Below are 16,061 nucleotides of genomic sequence, written 5' to 3'. Positions count from 1 at the left end.
CGCCGTGAAGCGCCGCCTGCTGCCCATGGCGCTGCTGGCGGCCATGGCCTGCCCTGCAGGGGCGCAGCCGGATGAGGTCGAGGTGAACCGCGCGTCGCGGGCTGCGCTGGAGTCGGTGCCCGGGGTGGGCCCGGCCTTGGCGCACAAGCTGATGGCAGCGCGCCCGTTCGCCGATTGGGCAGACCTGATGCAGCGGGTGCCCGGCATCAAGGCCGCGGCCGCACGGAAGTTGTCCGCCGCCGGCTTGCGGGTGGGCGGCCTGCCCTACCCCTCAGCAGCCGGCCGCGAAACCGGCTGAGCGGCTGCGGCGCAGCAGCGCCGGGTCCATCTGCGGCGCCCGCGCCGGCCAGCCGAAAAAGCGCTGCACTTCGGCGCGCTTGGCCAGCGTGTCGCTCATGCCCAGGTGGATCAATTCGCCAATGAAGCTGGGCTCGAACAGCAGGTAGCTCACCAGGGCCGAGCCGCTCATGGCCTTGCCTTGCCCGCTCACGCCAAACGCACGCAACATGGCGCGCACCGACTGCGGCAAGCTGGACTGGTGTTCACTGGCCAGGTCGTCCAGCCGCCGACTGGGCGCGATGACCAACAGGTCGATGGGGCGCAACGCGGTGGAGGCTCGCGCCTCGGGCGGCAACAGGGCCAGCGTGCGGTTGATGCGGCGCAGTCGCTCCACATCCACGGCCAGCGCATCCAGGAAGATGTTGGACAGGGCATGGCCCGCAATCTGCGCCATGCTGGGGTGCACATCGGTCGCCCCCGTGCGCCGCCCCTCGGGTTCCTTCATCCGGCCTGCACCAATCACCAGCACCCGCTCCGAGCCCAAGTGCACCGCCGGCGAGATCGGTGCGCTCTGGCGCATGGAGCCGTCGCCGAACCATTCGGTCATGCCCTCCAGGTCCAGCAGTTCCGCGGGGAAGATGAACGGAATGGCCGACGACGCCATCAGGTGGCTCAAGGTCAGCCGCGCCTGCACGGCCATGCGCTGCTCGCGCAGCCAGGGCACGACGTGGTGGTGCGTCTGGAAGAACGTGACGTGCTGGCCCGAGGTGTAGCTGGAGCCCGTCAGGGCCAGGGCCCGCAAGTGGCCGTCGCTGAGCATGGCGTCGATGCGCTCCATGTTCAGGTAGCGCGACAGCAGGCTGCGCAGCGGGTCGTTGTCCAGCAGGCTGCGGGGGCGGCTGCGCGTCCAGCGCGCGAGCGCCCACCCCAGGCTGAGCATGGACAGCCAGCGTGCGCCACTCTTGACGGCCTCGAAGGCGTCGGCCCGGTAGATGTGGTCCACATGCAGCCCCTGCCAGAGGTGCAGCAGGCCATCGACCGCGCCGTCGAAGTCGTCCGCATGGCAGGCCAGGGCCGACGCATTGATGGCCCCGGCCGAGGTGCCGCTGATGACCGGGAACGGGTTACCTTGCACGCCGGCATCGCGGCGCAGTTGCGCAATGGCCGCCAGCACGCCCACCTGGTAGGCCGCACGGGCACCGCCCCCGGTGAGGATCAACCCGGTCACCGGCTGGGTGCGACCGCCGGTGGCTACGGGCTTGGGAACGGCGTGCAGCATGGGGCTGAAATCATCGCCGATCCCCGGCTTCAACCGGCTTCGTAGATCACCTCAGCCGAGGCCCCCAAACGGGTGAGCGCATCGTCGGCCGGCCAGAACCGGCTGGCTTCGCCCAACTCCACCAGCCAGCGCGCGCCCACGCTTTGGGCTGTGGGCTCCACACGCAGCGCCACCCGCACCGGCAGGCCGAGCTTGCGGGTGTTGCCTTCTTCGGTTTCCACCACGCGGGGCGGGAAGCGTTGCACCAGTTCGTCGATCAAGCCGGCCGAGCCGGCATCGGTCAGCAACACGTGGCGCCCGAAACGCGCCCGCGCCGCAGCGAGGCTCCACACGGCCTGCACGTTCATGCGCAAGCCACCGGAGAAACGGTCGTTCTGCACCTTGCCCTGGGCAATGATGAGCTCGTCTTCGACCAGCAACTCCTTGTTGGCGTTGAGCAGTTCCTCGTTGGCCACTGCCTCGATCGCATCGCTCTTGTCGTCCAGCTTGAAGATGCCCACGCGGCCCCGTTGGCCGTTGATGATGCGCATGCCGCTGACGATGCCAGCCACCATGGTGGGCTCCCGGCTATCCACCAGGTCAGCGATCTGGCGCTTCACGATGCGCCGCACCTCGGCCCCACTCTGGTCGAACAGGTGACCCGACAGGTAGTAGCCGATCGCGGTTTTCTCCTGCGACAGCCGCTCCTTGATGCTCCACGGCTCGGCGTGCACCAGGTCGGGCTCGGCCGTGCTGGAGGCGTGAGAGTCGCCGAAGTCGAACAGTCCGCCTTGGTCGGCATTGGCTTCGGTGGTTTCCGCGTGGGTGTAGCCGCGCGCCACGCTGGCCAGCAGCTTGGAACGCTCAGGGTTGAGGCTGTCGAACGCGCCCGCCTTGATGAGCGCTTCCACCACGCGCTTGTTGACCGACTTGCGGTCCACCCGCAGGCAGAAGTCGTAGAAGCTCAGGAAGGGCCCGCCCGCCTCGCGCGCCGCGATGATGGCCTCGATGGCGCCACGCCCCGTGCCCTTGATGGCGCCCAGGCCGTAGTTCACCAGGCGGTTGGACAAGGGTTCGAAGCGGTACTGCCCCTTGTTCACGCAGGGCGGCTGGAATTCGATGCCGAAGATCTTGGCGTCGTTGAGCAACACCTTGAGCTTGTCGGTGTCGTCCATTTCGATGGTCATGTTCGCCGCGTAGAACTCGGCCGTGTAGTGCGCCTTGAGCCACGCGGTGTGGTAACTCAGCAGCGCATACGCGGCGGCGTGCGACTTGTTGAAGCCGTAGCCTGCGAACTTCTCCATCAGGTCGAACACTTCGTCGGCCTTGGCCTGGTCGATGCCCTTCTCGGCCGCGCCCTTGCGGAAGATCTCGCGGTGCATGGCCATCTCTTCGGCCTTCTTCTTGCCCATGGCGCGGCGCAGCATGTCCGCGCCACCCAGGCTGTAGCCGCCCAGCACCTGGGCCGCCTGCATCACCTGCTCTTGGTACACGAAGACGCCGTAGGTCTCTTCCAGCACCTGCCCGAGCAAGGGGTGCGGGTACTCGATGACTTCCTTGCCGTGCTTGCGGGCCACGAACGACGGGATCAGATCCATCGGGCCCGGGCGGTACAGCGACACCAGCGCGATCAAGTCCTCGAAGCGCGAGGGCTTGGCGTCTTTCAGCAGACGCTGCATGCCGGGCGATTCAAACTGGAACACGCTCTCGGACAGGCCGTCGCCGAAGAGCTTGAAGGTCTTGCGGTCGTCCAGCGCCACGGTGGCCCAGTCGAAGTCCTTGCGGTCCTCGTGGCGGCTCACGATGAAATGCTTGGCCAACTCCAAGATGGTGAGCGTGGCCAGACCCAGGAAGTCGAACTTCACCAGGCCGATGGCCTCCACGTCGTCCTTGTCGTACTGGCTGACGGCGCTGGTGGAGCCGGGCTGCTGGTACTGCGGGCAGAAGTCGGTGATCTTGCCCGGCGCGATCAACACGCCACCGGCGTGCATGCCGATGGAGCGCACCGTGCCCTCCACGCGGGCGGCCATCTTCAGCAAGCCGGCCACTTCCTCGTCGGCCTTCTCACGCTCGCCGATCTCCGGAGACTCGTGGCGGGCGTAGACCATCTTGGCCTTCTCGGGGTCGAAGTTCGGCGGCAACTCGGCCAGCGTGACCGTCTTGCCCGGCGGCGCCGGCACCAGCTTGGCGATGGAGTCCACATGGCCGAAGCCCATGCCCAGCACGCGGCCGATGTCGCGCAGCGCCCCCTTGGCCGCCATGGTGCCGAAGGTGGCAATCTGGCTCACGGCCGGGCGCCCGTATTTGTCCTTCACGTACTCGATGACGCGGTCCCGGTTGCCCTGGCAGAAGTCGATGTCGAAGTCAGGCATCGAGACGCGCTCAGGGTTCAGGAAGCGCTCGAACAGCAGGTTGTAGCGCAGCGGGTCCAGGTCGGTGATGAGCAGCGCATAGGCCACCAGCGAGCCGGCACCCGAGCCCCGGCCGGGGCCCACCGGGCAGCCGTTTTCCTTGGCCCAGCGGATGAAGTCCGACACGATCAGGAAGTAGCCCGGGAAGCCCATCTTGATGATGGTGTTGAGCTCGAAGTCCAGGCGCTCGACGTAGCGCGGCCGCTCGCGTTCGCGCTCTTCCTCGTTGGGGAAGAGGTGGATCAGCCGGTCCTTCAGGCCGTCGTGGCTCAGCTCCCGGAAGTACTGCTCCATCGGCATGGGCGTGCCGTCTTCCAGCAGCGGCGTGGGGAAGTTGGGCAACTGCGGCTTGCCCAGCACCAGGGTCAGCGAGCAACGCCGGGCGATTTCACTCGTGTTCTCGATCGCGCTCGGGATGTCCTTGAACAACGCCCGCATCTCGGCCTGCGTCTTGAAGTACTGGCTCGGCAGGAAGCGCTTGATGCGCTTGGGGTTGGCCAGCGTCTCGCCCTCGGCCACGCACACGCGCGCCTCGTGGGCCTCGAAGTCTTCTTCGCCCAGGAACTGGATCGGGTGCGTGGCCACCACCGGCAGGCCCAGTTCGGCCGCCAGCGGCACACTGGCCTGCACCAGCGCTTCCTGGCCCGGCAGGCCGGCCCGCTGCAGCTCGATGTAGAAGCGCTGCGGGAACAGGCGCGACAGCCGCTCCGCCCACTCACGGGCGCGCACTGTGTCGCCCTGCAACAGCGCTTGGCCCAGCCCGCCGTGCTGAGCCCCCGACAGGCAGATCAGCCCCTCGCCCAACTCTTGCAGCCACTCCAGCTTCAAGCAGGCCTGGTTGCGCTGCACGTTGTCGATCCACGCGCGCGACAGCAATTCGCTGAGGTTCAGGTAGCCTTGCTTGTTCTGCACCAGCAGCAGCAGCCGGGTGGGCGGTTTGTCAGTGGCCTCGGCTTCCAGCCAGCAGTCCGCCCCCAGAATCGGCTGCACACCCTTCTTGCGCATGGCCGAATAAAACTTGATGCCCCCGAACAGGTTGGCCAGGTCGGTGATGGCCGCCGCCACCTGCCCGTCCTTGGCCGCGGCGGCCGCCGCATCGTCGGTGCGGAGCGTGCCATCCACCACCGAAAACTCGGTGTGCATGCGCAGGTGAACAAAGGGCAAAACGGCGTCGGTGTCAGGCATCGAGCCATTGTAGAAAGCGGCTCGGTGCCCCAAGGTAAACGCAGCGGGGATGAGATCTCCCAGGCGGTTCACACGCCCGGCCGCGAGGGCGCCTGGCGTACGCCGTCAGCTGAAGGCGATGGAGGCCAGCACCACCTGATTACCGCCGCGGCGCTGGGCTTCCAGCACGGCGGCCTCGCTCGCGGACATCAGGTCGTCTTGCTTCGATGCGGTGTGCGGGAAGCTGGACACGCCCATGGAGATGGTCAAGCCGAGGTCTTCCCCGTTCAGCACCACGATTTGCGCCGCGCACTGGCGGCGCAACTGCTCCATGCGCGCATGGGCCGTGGCCAGCCCCACGCCGGACAGCAGCACCGCAAAGCGCTGCGGCCCGATACGGCAGGCCGAGTCCATCGCCCGGGTGTTGGCGCGCAGCACGCGGCCCACACCTTCAAGCAAGCGCTGCTGGGCGGCGTCGCCCAGGCGCTCCATGGCTTCAGAGGCGTCCAGCGCGATCACCACCAGGGCGAACTCGCGGTGCTCGCGCGACGACAGGTCAATTTCACGCAGCAACTGGTCATCGAATTGCGCCCGCAGGTACAGGCCCGACACCTCGTCGCGCCCGCTGCCCTGCTGCATCTCACGGCGCACCTGCTCCATCGCCGCTTGCTGCTGCTCGATCTGGGCCAACGCCCGTTGCAGCTGCGCTTCGCGCTGGCGCTCTTCCGTGCGCTCGTGCCAGACCGACAGCAAGAAATCCGCCCCCAGCGCCAGCCGCGTGACGCTGAACTCCCGGCGCCGGCCGTGGATGTCCAGCTTGTGCTCGCTGACCACCGGGCCGCGTTGAGCCATCACCGTCTGCTCGACCCGACGCAGCGCCGTGGTCTCGTCCGCGCGCAACAGCTCGGCGTCGGTGCGGCCGGTCACTTCGTCTTGCTCGAACAGCTCCGCCAAGCCGGGCGTGGCAAACACATAGCGCCCGCTGGCGGCCGCCTTGATGGCGACCTGATTGCCCAGACGCTCCACCAGCGCCACGACACCGGCCAGCGCCTCGCCGCCCAACTCGGCGTGCGAGGCCAGCCAATGCGCCAAACCACCAGCAGCGGGCTCGGTCGCGGAAGGGGTGGCGGTGGAATCCATGAAAACGCTTTGATTCTGTGGGCGGCGCCGTCACGCCCATGGGCGGTGGGCGCAGATTGAGAAGGAATGTAGTGGGGCGTTGTGTCGCAGGGCAACCCGCCCCTCCCCCCTCGAACCGGGCCCCCTCCCTTTCGGCATGAAATGAGGCGCAACAGCTTGTTGGGACGGAATGCTAACGAGATTCAGAACGACCGAACGCGACAATGGCGTCTGAATCAAGGGAGGTTTATGCCGCAGTTTGACGTCGTCATCGTGGGCGCTGGCGCCGCCGGGCTGTTTTGCGCGGGGCGCGCAGGCCAGCGTGGCCTGCGGGTGCTGCTGATCGATCACGCGCCCAAGGTGGCCGAAAAGATTCGCATTTCTGGCGGCGGCCGCTGCAATTTCACCAACCGAGAGGTCGGACCCGGCAATTTCTTGTCGGAGAACCCGGCGTTTTGCCGCTCCGCCCTGGCTCGATTCACACCGCAGGACTTCATCAAACTGGTCCAGCGCTACGGCATTGCGTTCCATGAAAAGCACAAAGGGCAATTGTTTTGTGACGACTCGGCCGAGCAAATCATCGACCTGCTGCTGAAGGAATGTGCCGCCGGCGGCGTGGAGCGCTGGCAACCCTGCACCGTTGCGGCGGTGCGCCCCCAAGCTGGTGGCGGTTTCGAGCTGGACACCGGCCGCGGGACCGTGCAGGCCGCGCAAGTGGTGGTCGCCACCGGGGGGCTGCCGGTCCCGAAGATCGGCGCAAGCGATTGGGGCCTGCGGCTGGCGCAGCAACTGGGCCATGCCATCGTCACGCCCCGGCCCGCCCTGGTGCCACTCACGTTCGACGCCGAGGCCTGGGCGCCACTGACAGCCTTGGCCGGGTTGGCGCTGCCGGTAGAGGTGTCCTGCGGCACGGGGAAACGCCGAACGCGTTTCCTGGAAGACCTGCTGTTCACGCACCGCGGACTCAGCGGGCCGGCCATTCTTCAGATTTCCAGCTACCTCGACCCGGCCGCGCCCGAGTTTCAAATCAATCTCGCGCCGGACACGGATCTCGCACGAACCTTGATCGACGCCAAGTCGGCGTCACGCAAGCAACTGGGCACCGAACTGGCGCAACACCTGCCGCAGCGATTGGCCGCCGCCTGGTTGGAGCGCACGCATCTGCCCCCAACCAAGCCGCTCGCGGAATGCCGCGACGCCGACTTGCAGCGCTTGGGCCAAGCGGTGCACGGCTGGACCGAACGCCCCACCGGCGATGAAGGCTGGCGCAAGGCCGAGGTGATGCGCGGCGGCGTCAGCACCCAGGACTTGAGCTCCCAAACGCTCGAAAGCCGCCGCGTGCCAGGCCTGCATTTCATCGGCGAAGTGGTGGACGTGACCGGCTGGCTGGGGGGCTACAACTTCCAGTGGGCCTGGGCCAGCGGTGCGGCCTGCGCCGACGCGCTGAAGCCCACGACCGCGCTGGCTTGAACAGATATTGGCAGTCAAGCAATTTCCCGGCTACAATCCTCGGCTTTGCTGGCAAACCCCGCGCGTCGATTCGCTAGCCTTTCAAGGCCAGGCAGTAATCCGGAACCTGCTGCTGAACCTCAGCCGCGAACACCGAGCGCAATCTGAAGGAATTACATGACCACCATCCGCGTCAAGGAAAACGAGCCGTTCGACGTCGCTCTGCGTCGCTTCAAGCGCACCATCGAAAAGCTGGGCCTGCTGACCGAACTGCGCGCCCGCGAGTTCTATGAGAAGCCCACCGCTGAGCGCAAGCGCAAGAAGGCAGCCGCCGTCAAGCGCCACTACAAGCGCGTGCGCAGCATGCAGCTGCCCAAGAAGCTGTACTGATCGGCTCTGACGCGACCCGGAGCCCTCAGTTCCGGTGAACTCCAAAACCCGCCACAGGACGCTGTCGCGGGTTTTTGTTTTTTGAAATCGGACCTCCCATGAGCCTGAAAGACCGCATCACCGAAGACATGAAGGCCGCCATGCGCGCCAAGGAAAGCGACCGCCTGCTGACCATCCGCGGCCTGCTGGCGGCCGTGAAGCAGAAGGAAGTGGACGAGCGCATCACGGTGGACGACGCCGGCCTCGTGGCCATCGTCGACAAACTGATCAAGCAGCGCAAAGACTCCATCAGCCAGTTCGCCGCCGCCGGCCGTGACGACCTCGTCGCCAAGGAAAGCGCCGAACTCGCCGTGCTGCAGGTCTACCTGCCCGAGCGCCTGTCGGCTGAAGCCGTGGCCGAGAAGGTGGCCGCCATCGTGGCCGAACTGGGCGCCAGCGGCCCGGGCGACATGGGCAAGGTCATGGCTGCGGCCAAGGCGGCCCTTGGCAACACGGCCGAGATGAGCACCGTGTCCGCGGCCGTGAAGGCCGCACTGGCCAAGTAAGGAGCCTCGCATGAGCCTGCCGCTGCAAGCCGTGGCGCCCGACGTCTGCGTCGCGCCGCAACTCACGCCCGAAGCCATGGCGGAAGCCGCAGCGTTGGGCTTCAAGAGCGTGGTGAACAACCGCCCCGATTTCGAGCACGGCCCGGGCCAACCGACCTCGGCCGAAATCGAAGCCGCCGCGACCGCGGCAGGCTTGGTGTATCGCCATCTGCCCGTGGCCGGTGGCTACCAGTCGCCCGAGGAAATCGCCGCGTTCGCGGACCTGCTGGCGGAACTGCCGCGCCCGATGCTGGCGTTCTGCCGGTCGGGCGCCCGCTCCACGCGGCTGTTCCTGCAAGCCCAGCAACTGGGCTGAGCCTGCGGGCTCAGTGCCCCAAGTAGGCGGCCTGCACGCGCGGGTCGCCCAGCAATTCCGCGCCGCTGCCCTGCAGCACGATGCGCCCGTTCTCCAGCACATAGGCGCGCTGGGCGAGCTTGAGCGCCTGCTTCACGTTCTGCTCGACCAGAAAGATCGTCAGCCCGTCGGCGTTGATGGCCTTCAAGGTGCGGAAGATGTCCTGCACGATGAGCGGCGCCAGGCCCATGGAGGGCTCGTCCAGCAGCAGCAGGCGCGGCTTGGCCATCAGGGCGCGGCCGATGGCCAACATTTGCTGTTCACCGCCGGAGAGGCTGCCCGCCAATTGCGTGGACCGCTCGGCCAGCCGGGGAAACAGGCTGTAGACATGGTCGATGTCTCGCGCGCGAGCGGCTGCGCCGTCGCGTCGGGTGTAGGCGCCCAGTTCCAGGTTCTCCCGCACAGTGAGGGTCATGAGCGTGGCCCGGCCCTCGGCCACCTGCACCAAGCCGCTGCCCACGATGCGGTGGGGTGCCACAGCCGAGATGTCATGGCCGTCGAACACCACCTGCCCGGCGGCCTTCTTCACCAGGCCCGACAGCGCCATCAGCGTCGTCGACTTGCCGGCCCCATTGGCCCCGACCAAGGTCGTGATCTGCCCGGCCGCGAGGTCGAAGTCGATGCCACGCACCGCCTCGACATGGCCGTAGTTGACGGTCAGCCCCCGAACACTGAGCAGGCTCATGCGGCCACCTCGTCGTCGCGACCCAGGTAGGCCTCGATGACCTGCGGATCGTTGCGCACCGCGTCCGGCCCGCCCTGGGCAATGATGCGGCCGAAATTCAGCACGGCGATCTGGTCGCACAAGCCCATCACAAAGCGCATGTCGTGCTCAATCATGAAGATGGTGTAGCCGCGCGCCTGGATGTTGCGGATTTCGGCCATCAGCTCGGTTTTCTCGGCGCCGTTCATGCCGGCCACGGGTTCGTCGAGCAGCAAGAGCTTGGGCTCGGTGGCGAGTGCGCGGGCGAGTTCCAGCTTGCGCTGCTCGCCGTAGCTCAGGTTGTCGGCGATGTCGTCGGCTTTGTGGTCCAGCTTCATCCACGACAGCAGCTCCCGCGCCCGATCCCGTGCCGCACGCTCGGCAGCCCGAAACCGGGGCAGCCGCAGCAGCCAACCGCCTGGCCCGTAGCCCAAGCGCCCGTGCATGCCGACGATCACGTTCTCCAGCAGCGTCATCTCCTTGAAGACGCGGATGTTCTGGAAGGTGCGCGCGATGCCGCCAGCCGTGATCTGGTGCGGCTTGCGGCCCACCAGGCTGGCGCCGTTGAACAGGATGTCGCCCGAGGTCGGTGGCAGCAGGCCGGTCACGAGGTTCACCACCGTCGTCTTGCCCGCGCCGTTGGGGCCGATCAGCCCGAAGATGCCGCCCTGCGGCACATCGAAACTGACGTCCTGCAGCACTTTCAGGCCACCGAAGTGGCGCGAGACGGATTGCAGCTTCAGCATCTCAGCGCCCCCGACCCAACCACGCACGCACCCGCGCCGGGTCCCACAAGCCGCGCGGCAGGAACAGCACGATGGCGACCAGGATCAGGCCGTTCACGACGTTGCGGAAGTCCGCCAAGCTGCGCAGCAACTCGGGCAGCAGGGTGAGGATGACCGCACCGGAGATGGGGCCCATCAGGCCGTGGATACCGCCCAGGATGGTCATCGTGAGGATCTCCACACCACGGTCGAACCCGTATTCATTCGGCCCGATGAAGAAGGTGAGATGCGCGTTCAGCGCCCCCGCCAGACCCGCCAGCATGGCCCCCAGCACGAAGGCAAGCAGCTTGTGGGCGTTGACGTCGATGCCCATGAGGCCCGCGGCGGTTTCGTCGAGCTTGATCGCTTCAAACGCCCGCCCGACCTTGGACCGGCGCATCAGCGCAAGCACCCCGCAGGCCAGCGCCAGGGCCAGGGTCACATGCCACCACTGGGTCAACGGCGGAATGCCATTCAGGCCGAGCGCGCCGCCGGTCCAGCCCTCGGTGTTGAGCACGAAGATGCGCACCACCTCGCCGAAGGCCAGCGTGGCCATCGCGAGGTAGACGCCCGACAGGCGCAAGGTCGGGCCGCCGATCACGAAGGCCACGAGGGCCGGGGCCGCCATGCCACCCGCCAACGCGACCGGAAACGGCGCACCAGCATTCATCGTCAGCAGCGACGCGGCGTAAGCACCGATGCCCATGAAGGCCGCATTGGCCATGGCCAGCATGCCGCAGGACAGGGTGAGGTAAATGGACAGAGCCAGCAGCGAGTTCGTGCCCAGCGTGAGCACCAGGTTGCTGTAGACCGCCCAAAAGCTGTCGAAGCTCTCCAACATGACAGTCAGACCTTGCGTTCATTGACGCTGCCGAACAGACCCTTGGGTCGCAGCAGCAGCACGGCAAACAGCAGGCCGAAGGCGACCGCATCGCGCATCGTCGAGCCGATGTAGGCCACCGACAGCACCTCGGCAAAGCCCAGGAAGAGCCCTGCCAGCATCGCGCCGCGGATGTCACCCATGCCGCCCAAAATGATCACAGCGATGCCCTTGTGCAGGATGGGCTGGCCCATCAGCGGAAAGAGCGCGTTGGAATACAGGCCAATCAACACGCCCGCCACGCCCCCAAGGCCGGCGGCCACGAAGCTGGTCAGCAGGAACAAGCCGCCGACATTGATGCCCAGCAGCGCCGCAGCCTTCGGGCTCTCGGCAATGGCGCGCAATGCGCGGCCCAACTGCGTGCCCCGCAGCACCAGCAGCAGCACAGCCATCAGCCCGAACGACAGCGCAATGATGGCCAACTCCAGCACCGTCACATGCAAGCCCGCCACGGTGAGCGTGTCCTGCGGCAGCACTTCCGCTGGGAAGCGCAGGTTCTCGGCGCCGAAGAGACCCTGGGCCAGGCTGTTCAGCGCGATGGCCAGGCCGATGGTGGCGATCATCGGGATCAGGTGCGGCGCGTTGCGCGCCCGCAGCGGGCGCAGCACCGCTTGATCAATCAACAGGCCCAGCAGGCCCGACGCCACAAACGCCACACCCAGCGCCGCCGCGAGCGGCAGGTGCAGCCGCGTGACGGCTTGCAGCGCGGTGTACGCCCCCACCATGAAGACGGCACCATGGGAGAGGTTCACCACCCCCAGCACGCCAAACACCAGCGTGAACCCGAGCGCGAACAGCGCATAGACGCTGCCAAGCGACAGGGCATTGAAGAGTTGCTGTTCAAGCACGGTGAGGGTCCGAAAACGATGCGGCCCGCGACGGAGGCCGCGGGCCGATGGCGTTGAAGTGGCCGTTACTTCTCGATGGCGTAGCGCCCGCCCTTGGTGGCGCTGACGATGGCGGTTTGCTCGGCGTCGTAGCCGGCCGGGTTGCCGGCCTTGTCCAGTGCACGGCGGAAGCTGAAGCCCCCGGTGGCACCGGTCCACTTCACCTCGGGCAGCGCATTGCGCAGCGCGGTGCGGTCTTTCGCGAGGTCACCGCTGAGCTTGACCTTCTTCAGTGCCTGCGCGGTGATGTACATCGCGTCGTAGGCCTGCGCGGCGAACTGATCCGGCGCCGACTTGTACTTCTGCGTGTAGGCCACGATGAACGAGCCGTTTTCCTTGGTCTGGTTCTCGATGGACCAGGGGCTGCCGATCCACAACCCGTCCGACGCGCCCTTGGCCAGCTCGAACACCTTGACCGAATTCATGCCGTTGCCGCCGATGACCGGCACGTTCAGGCCCAGTTGGCGGGCCTGCACCATGATGGGTGCACCCTCGGCAATCAGGGCCGACAGCACCAGCGCGTCGGGGTTGGTGGCCTTGATCTTGGTGAGCTGGGCCTTGAAGTCGACATCGCCCTTGGCAAAGGTCTCGGTCGTGGTCACGGCGATCTTCTGGGCGTCCAGCGCCTTCTTGAAGTTGTCGTAGCCGCTCTTGGTGAAGACGTCGTCGTTGCCGTAGAGCACGGCCACCTTTTTGATGCCGAGCTTCTTGCTCGCGGTGGCCAGCGTCACCGGCAGCACGTCCGCCTCCGTCACCGAGTTGCGGAAGACGTGGTCGCCGATGGAGGTGATGCCATCGGCCGTGTTGGAGGTGCCGAACACCACGACCTTGGACGCCTGTGCGATCGGGTCGGCGGCCTGGGCCGAGTTGGACAGCGTGGGGCCGAACAGCATCAGCACCTTGTCCTGGAAGATCAGCTTCTTGAAGGCGTTGATCGCCTCTTCCTTCTTGCCCTGCTCATCTTCGATCACCAGCACCAGCTTGTTGCCGTTGATGCCGCCGGCCGCGTTGATTTCGTCCGCCGCGAGCTGGAAGCCGGCGCGGATGCTCTGCCCGTATTGGGCGGCACCGCCCGACAGCGCCTCGGCCACGCCGAGCTTGATGTCAGCCGCCTGCGCGGCCGCGGCGAAGGCAGCGGCCATGACCAGGGCCACGGGCTTGAGCGTACGGAAGTTCATCTGCGAAGGGCTCCGGAAATCGGGGTTGGGGGCAGCGTTCGATGATAGGTCGGCGACCGTCAGTTGCCGGCGAGCTTCATGCCGGTGACCAGGATGGAGCCGACCGTCTTGGTGCCCATCGTGTACTCGTCGGCACCGATGCCGACGATGTTGCGCAGCATGTCCTTCAAGTTGCCGGCAATGGTCACTTCATGAACCGGGTAGGCAATCTCGCCGTTCTCCACCCAGTAGCCGCTGGCGCCGCGCGAGTAGTCGCCGGTCACGTAGTTGACGCCCTGCCCCATCAGCTCGGTCACCAACAGGCCGCGGCCGAGGCGGCGGATCATGGTGGTGAGGTCATCGCCCGGTGCGGTTGCGCGGCTGCTCATGCGCAGGTTGTGCGAGCCGCCCGCATGGCCGGTGGTTTGCATGCCAAGCTTGCGCGCCGAGTAGCTGGACAGGAAATAGCCCTGCAGCAGGCCGCCGTCCACCACCGAACGGGCACGGGTGACGACGCCCTCGTCGTCGAACGGTGAACTCCCCTTGCCCTTGCGAACGTGCGGGTCCTCCGCCACATCCACATGCGCGGCCGTCACGGGCTGGCCCAGGCTGTCCAGCAGGAAGCTGGTGCGGCGGTACAGCGCGCCGCCGCTGGTGGCCTGCACCAGCGCGCCCAGCAGGCCGATGGCAACCGTGCTTTCGAACAGCACCGGCACCTCGGCAGTGGCCACCTTGCGCGCCTTCAGGCGCGACAGCGCGCGCTCGGCGGCATAGCGGCCCACCGCCTCGGGCGAGGCCAGATCGGCCGCGTCACGCATGGAGGTGTACCAAGCGTCGCGCTGCATGTCGTTGCCGCGGCCGGCGATGGGCGCCACCGACAGCGAGTGCCGCGAGCTGGCATATCCGCCGCGGAAGCCCCGCGTGTTGCCCATCCAGAAATGCGACTGCTGGGCAGACACGCCAGCGCCCTCGCTGTTGGTGATGCGCTTGTCCACCGACAGCGCGGCCGCTTCGCAACGCAGCGCCAAGTCGGCCGCCTGCGCCGCGTCCAGCGCCCAGGGGTGGAACAAGTCCAGCTCCGGCCGCTGCGCAGCGTCCAGCGCCAGGTCGGCCTCGTCCGGCAGGCCGGCAAAGTCGTCTTCGGCCGTGAAGCGGGCGATGTCGTAGGCCGCGCGCACCGTGTCGCGAATGGCCTGGGGCGAGAAGTCGGACGTGCTGGCATTGCCGCGGCGCTTGCCCAGGTACACCGAAATGCCCAGCGACTTGTCGCGGTTGCGTTCGACGTTTTCCAGCTTGCCCAGCCGGGCCGACACCGACAGGCCGCAGCCCTCCGACACCTCGGCACCCGCGTCGCTGGCCCCGAGCTTCTTGGCCTCGGACAAAGCGTCCTCGATCCACTGTTGGAACTGGGCGGGGCTGTAGGCGAAACCGTCTTGGGGCTGGGACATGAAGCTCGCGCCGAAACGGGTCGGCGCACAGGAAAACCGAGTGGGCGACAATGATAGGCCCGCGCCAAAGCCGCCCCCGATGCAAGACCAACTCCAAGATTTCGAAGACGAAGACGGCTTCGACCGCCCCAGCAAGTCCCAGATGAAGCGCGACATGACCGCGCTGCAGAAGCTGGGCGAAGACCTGCTGGCCCTGCCCGAGAGCCGTTGGGAGCCCCTGGCGCTGCCGGAAATCCTGTACGACGCGCTCAAGGCCGCCAAGAAGATCACCAACTTCGAGGGCCGCCGCCGCCAGATGCAATACATCGGCAAGCTGATGCGCAAGATCGACCCGGAGCCGGTGCGCGAGGCCGTTGCGGCCTTCAAGCTGGGCCACGCGCAAGACAGCCTGCGGCTGCACCAGTCCGAGCGCTGGCGCGAACAGCTGCTGGCCAGCGACGACGCCCTGCAAGCCTTCCTGGGCGCGCATGTGGACGTCGACATCCAGCAACTGCGCAGCCTGGTGCGCGCCGCCCGCAAGGACGCGTCCGGCGAGCCGGAGAAGCGCAACGGCCGCGCCTTCCGCGAGCTGTTCCAGTTCATCAAGGCCGCGGAGCCCGTGGGCGATGAGTGAGCCAACGCCGGAGCCGGTTCGCATCGGCATCGTGTCCATCAGCGATCGGGCATCGGCCGGCGTTTATGTCGATCAAGGCCTGCCCGCGCTGCAAAGCTGGCTCAGCTCCGCACTGCGCAACCCGATCGAGTTCGTACCGCGCCTGATCCCAGACGAGCAGGCCGGCATTTCGGCCGCACTCGTGGAGTTGGTGGATGACGCCGGCTGCCACCTGGTGCTGACGACCGGCGGCACCGGCCCCGCGCCGCGCGATGTGACGCCCGAGGCGACGCTGGCCGTGGCCGACCGGGTGATGCCGGGCTTTGGCGAGCAGATGCGGCAGATCTCGCTGCACTTTGTACCGACCGCCATCCTGTCGCGCCAAGTCGCGGTGATCCGCGGGCAGGCGCTCATCATCAACCTGCCCGGGCAGCCCAAGGCGATTGCCGAAACCTTGGCCGGCCACGCCCAGGCCAGCGGCATCTTTGCCGCTGTGCCGTACTGCATCGACCTGATCGGCGGCCCCTACCTGGAAACGCGCGACGAGGTCTGCAAGGCCTTCCGGCCGAAGTCCGCCCAGCGGCCCAGCCGCAGCGCTTGAGGTCGCGGCAAACGCGCGGC

The 16,061-nt window shown here is 67.1% G+C and carries 16 protein-coding genes; 7 read left to right on the top strand and 9 right to left on the bottom strand.

The annotated features are described in order from the left end of the window. The first annotated feature begins 4 nt into the window (after positions 1 to 4). Positions 5 to 298, top strand: a complete 294-nt coding sequence (locus ACG01O_RS09370; RefSeq protein WP_394383802.1) for a ComEA family DNA-binding protein — start codon at positions 5 to 7, stop codon at positions 296 to 298. Here ACG01O_RS09370 and ACG01O_RS09365 read toward each other — a convergent pair. The 3 genes from ACG01O_RS09365 to ACG01O_RS09355 all read right to left on the bottom strand — a co-directional run bounded on the left by ACG01O_RS09365 (position 272) and on the right by ACG01O_RS09355 (position 6,252). After that, positions 272 to 1,558 carry a patatin-like phospholipase family protein gene (locus tag ACG01O_RS09365; RefSeq protein ID WP_394383800.1) on the bottom strand — a complete coding sequence of 429 codons (1,287 nt, stop codon included), beginning with the start codon at positions 1,556 to 1,558 and terminating at the stop codon, positions 272 to 274. The genes ACG01O_RS09370 and ACG01O_RS09365 overlap by 27 nt on opposite strands. Positions 1,559 to 1,587: 29 nt before the next feature. Next, on the bottom strand, positions 1,588 to 5,133 hold the full coding sequence (dnaE, locus tag ACG01O_RS09360; RefSeq protein ID WP_394383799.1) for a DNA polymerase III subunit alpha: 3,546 nt from the start codon (positions 5,131 to 5,133) through the stop codon (positions 1,588 to 1,590). Positions 5,134 to 5,238: 105 nt separating this feature from the next. Further along, positions 5,239 to 6,252, bottom strand: coding sequence for a sensor domain-containing diguanylate cyclase (locus tag ACG01O_RS09355; RefSeq protein ID WP_394383798.1), 1,014 nt, complete (start codon positions 6,250 to 6,252; stop codon positions 5,239 to 5,241). 228 nt (positions 6,253 to 6,480) lie between these two features. On the opposite strand from ACG01O_RS09355, the gene ACG01O_RS09350 reads away from it, so the two are divergent. The 4 genes from ACG01O_RS09350 (at position 6,481) to ACG01O_RS09335 (ending at position 8,970) form a co-directional block, all read left to right on the top strand. Next, positions 6,481 to 7,701 carry a BaiN/RdsA family NAD(P)/FAD-dependent oxidoreductase gene (locus tag ACG01O_RS09350; protein WP_394383796.1) on the top strand — a complete coding sequence of 407 codons (1,221 nt, stop codon included), beginning with the start codon at positions 6,481 to 6,483 and terminating at the stop codon, positions 7,699 to 7,701. A gap of 156 nt (positions 7,702 to 7,857) precedes the next feature. Next, the gene (gene rpsU / locus ACG01O_RS09345) at positions 7,858 to 8,070 is read left to right on the top strand and encodes a 30S ribosomal protein S21 (protein ID WP_012346814.1); all 213 of its coding nucleotides are present in this window, start codon (positions 7,858 to 7,860) and stop codon (positions 8,068 to 8,070) included. Positions 8,071 to 8,168: 98 nt separating this feature from the next. Next, positions 8,169 to 8,615 (top strand): GatB/YqeY domain-containing protein, encoded by a 447-nt coding sequence (locus tag ACG01O_RS09340; RefSeq protein WP_394383792.1) that lies wholly within the window; start codon positions 8,169 to 8,171, stop codon positions 8,613 to 8,615. Between the two features lie 10 nt (positions 8,616 to 8,625). Continuing rightward, positions 8,626 to 8,970: a protein tyrosine phosphatase family protein gene (locus tag ACG01O_RS09335; protein ID WP_394383790.1), complete on the top strand. Its 345-nt coding sequence runs from the start codon at positions 8,626 to 8,628 to the stop codon at positions 8,968 to 8,970. A gap of 10 nt (positions 8,971 to 8,980) precedes the next feature. On the opposite strand, the gene ACG01O_RS09330 is transcribed toward ACG01O_RS09335, so the two are convergent. The 6 genes from ACG01O_RS09330 to pmbA form a co-directional block, all read right to left on the bottom strand. Next, complete coding sequence (locus ACG01O_RS09330) at positions 8,981 to 9,694, bottom strand: ABC transporter ATP-binding protein (protein WP_394383788.1); 714 nt, start codon at positions 9,692 to 9,694, stop codon at positions 8,981 to 8,983. After that, on the bottom strand, positions 9,691 to 10,458 hold the full coding sequence (locus tag ACG01O_RS09325) for an ABC transporter ATP-binding protein (protein WP_394383786.1): 768 nt from the start codon (positions 10,456 to 10,458) through the stop codon (positions 9,691 to 9,693). Before ACG01O_RS09325 ends, ACG01O_RS09330 begins: the two co-directional genes overlap by 4 nt. Before the next feature lies 1 nt (position 10,459). Further along, entirely contained in the window at positions 10,460 to 11,314 is an 855-nt protein-coding gene (locus tag ACG01O_RS09320) for a branched-chain amino acid ABC transporter permease (protein WP_394384204.1), read from the bottom strand. Between the two features lie 8 nt (positions 11,315 to 11,322). Continuing rightward, positions 11,323 to 12,204 (bottom strand): branched-chain amino acid ABC transporter permease, encoded by an 882-nt coding sequence (locus tag ACG01O_RS09315; RefSeq protein ID WP_394383784.1) that lies wholly within the window; start codon positions 12,202 to 12,204, stop codon positions 11,323 to 11,325. A gap of 65 nt (positions 12,205 to 12,269) precedes the next feature. After that, positions 12,270 to 13,421: an ABC transporter substrate-binding protein gene (locus ACG01O_RS09310; RefSeq protein WP_394383782.1), complete on the bottom strand. Its 1,152-nt coding sequence runs from the start codon at positions 13,419 to 13,421 to the stop codon at positions 12,270 to 12,272. Between the two features lie 59 nt (positions 13,422 to 13,480). Continuing rightward, a complete protein-coding gene (gene pmbA, locus ACG01O_RS09305) occupies positions 13,481 to 14,848 on the bottom strand; it encodes a metalloprotease PmbA (protein WP_394383780.1) in 1,368 nt (455 codons plus the stop codon). A gap of 79 nt (positions 14,849 to 14,927) precedes the next feature. Between pmbA and yjgA the strand changes: the two genes are divergently transcribed. Together yjgA and mog are read left to right on the top strand one after the other, a co-directional pair. Next, positions 14,928 to 15,461 carry a ribosome biogenesis factor YjgA gene (gene yjgA, locus ACG01O_RS09300; RefSeq protein WP_394383777.1) on the top strand — a complete coding sequence of 178 codons (534 nt, stop codon included), beginning with the start codon at positions 14,928 to 14,930 and terminating at the stop codon, positions 15,459 to 15,461. After that, positions 15,454 to 16,041: a molybdopterin adenylyltransferase gene (gene mog / locus ACG01O_RS09295; RefSeq protein WP_394383775.1), complete on the top strand. Its 588-nt coding sequence runs from the start codon at positions 15,454 to 15,456 to the stop codon at positions 16,039 to 16,041. The genes yjgA and mog overlap by 8 nt, the downstream gene beginning before the upstream one ends. Positions 16,042 to 16,061 lie beyond the last annotated feature (20 nt).

The organism is Pelomonas baiyunensis (assembly GCF_043555935.1).
Lineage (GTDB): Bacteria > Pseudomonadota > Gammaproteobacteria > Burkholderiales > Burkholderiaceae_C > Pelomonas > Pelomonas baiyunensis.
This window is presented reverse-complemented; position numbering and strand designations above follow the sequence as displayed.

Coding starts and splice junctions, on each gene's coding strand:
- ACG01O_RS09365 (WP_394383800.1), bottom strand. CDS start 1,558: ATGCTGCACGCCGTTCCCAAGCCCGTAGCCACCGGCGGTCGCACCCAG.
- dnaE (WP_394383799.1), bottom strand. CDS start 5,133: ATGCCTGACACCGACGCCGTTTTGCCCTTTGTTCACCTGCGCATGCAC.
- ACG01O_RS09355 (WP_394383798.1), bottom strand. CDS start 6,252: ATGGATTCCACCGCCACCCCTTCCGCGACCGAGCCCGCTGCTGGTGGT.
- ACG01O_RS09350 (WP_394383796.1), top strand. CDS start 6,481: ATGCCGCAGTTTGACGTCGTCATCGTGGGCGCTGGCGCCGCCGGGCTG.
- rpsU (WP_012346814.1), top strand. CDS start 7,858: ATGACCACCATCCGCGTCAAGGAAAACGAGCCGTTCGACGTCGCTCTG.
- ACG01O_RS09340 (WP_394383792.1), top strand. CDS start 8,169: ATGAGCCTGAAAGACCGCATCACCGAAGACATGAAGGCCGCCATGCGC.
- ACG01O_RS09335 (WP_394383790.1), top strand. CDS start 8,626: ATGAGCCTGCCGCTGCAAGCCGTGGCGCCCGACGTCTGCGTCGCGCCG.
- ACG01O_RS09330 (WP_394383788.1), bottom strand. CDS start 9,694: ATGAGCCTGCTCAGTGTTCGGGGGCTGACCGTCAACTACGGCCATGTC.
- ACG01O_RS09325 (WP_394383786.1), bottom strand. CDS start 10,458: ATGCTGAAGCTGCAATCCGTCTCGCGCCACTTCGGTGGCCTGAAAGTG.
- ACG01O_RS09310 (WP_394383782.1), bottom strand. CDS start 13,421: ATGAACTTCCGTACGCTCAAGCCCGTGGCCCTGGTCATGGCCGCTGCC.
- pmbA (WP_394383780.1), bottom strand. CDS start 14,848: ATGTCCCAGCCCCAAGACGGTTTCGCCTACAGCCCCGCCCAGTTCCAA.
- yjgA (WP_394383777.1), top strand. CDS start 14,928: ATGCAAGACCAACTCCAAGATTTCGAAGACGAAGACGGCTTCGACCGC.
- mog (WP_394383775.1), top strand. CDS start 15,454: ATGAGTGAGCCAACGCCGGAGCCGGTTCGCATCGGCATCGTGTCCATC.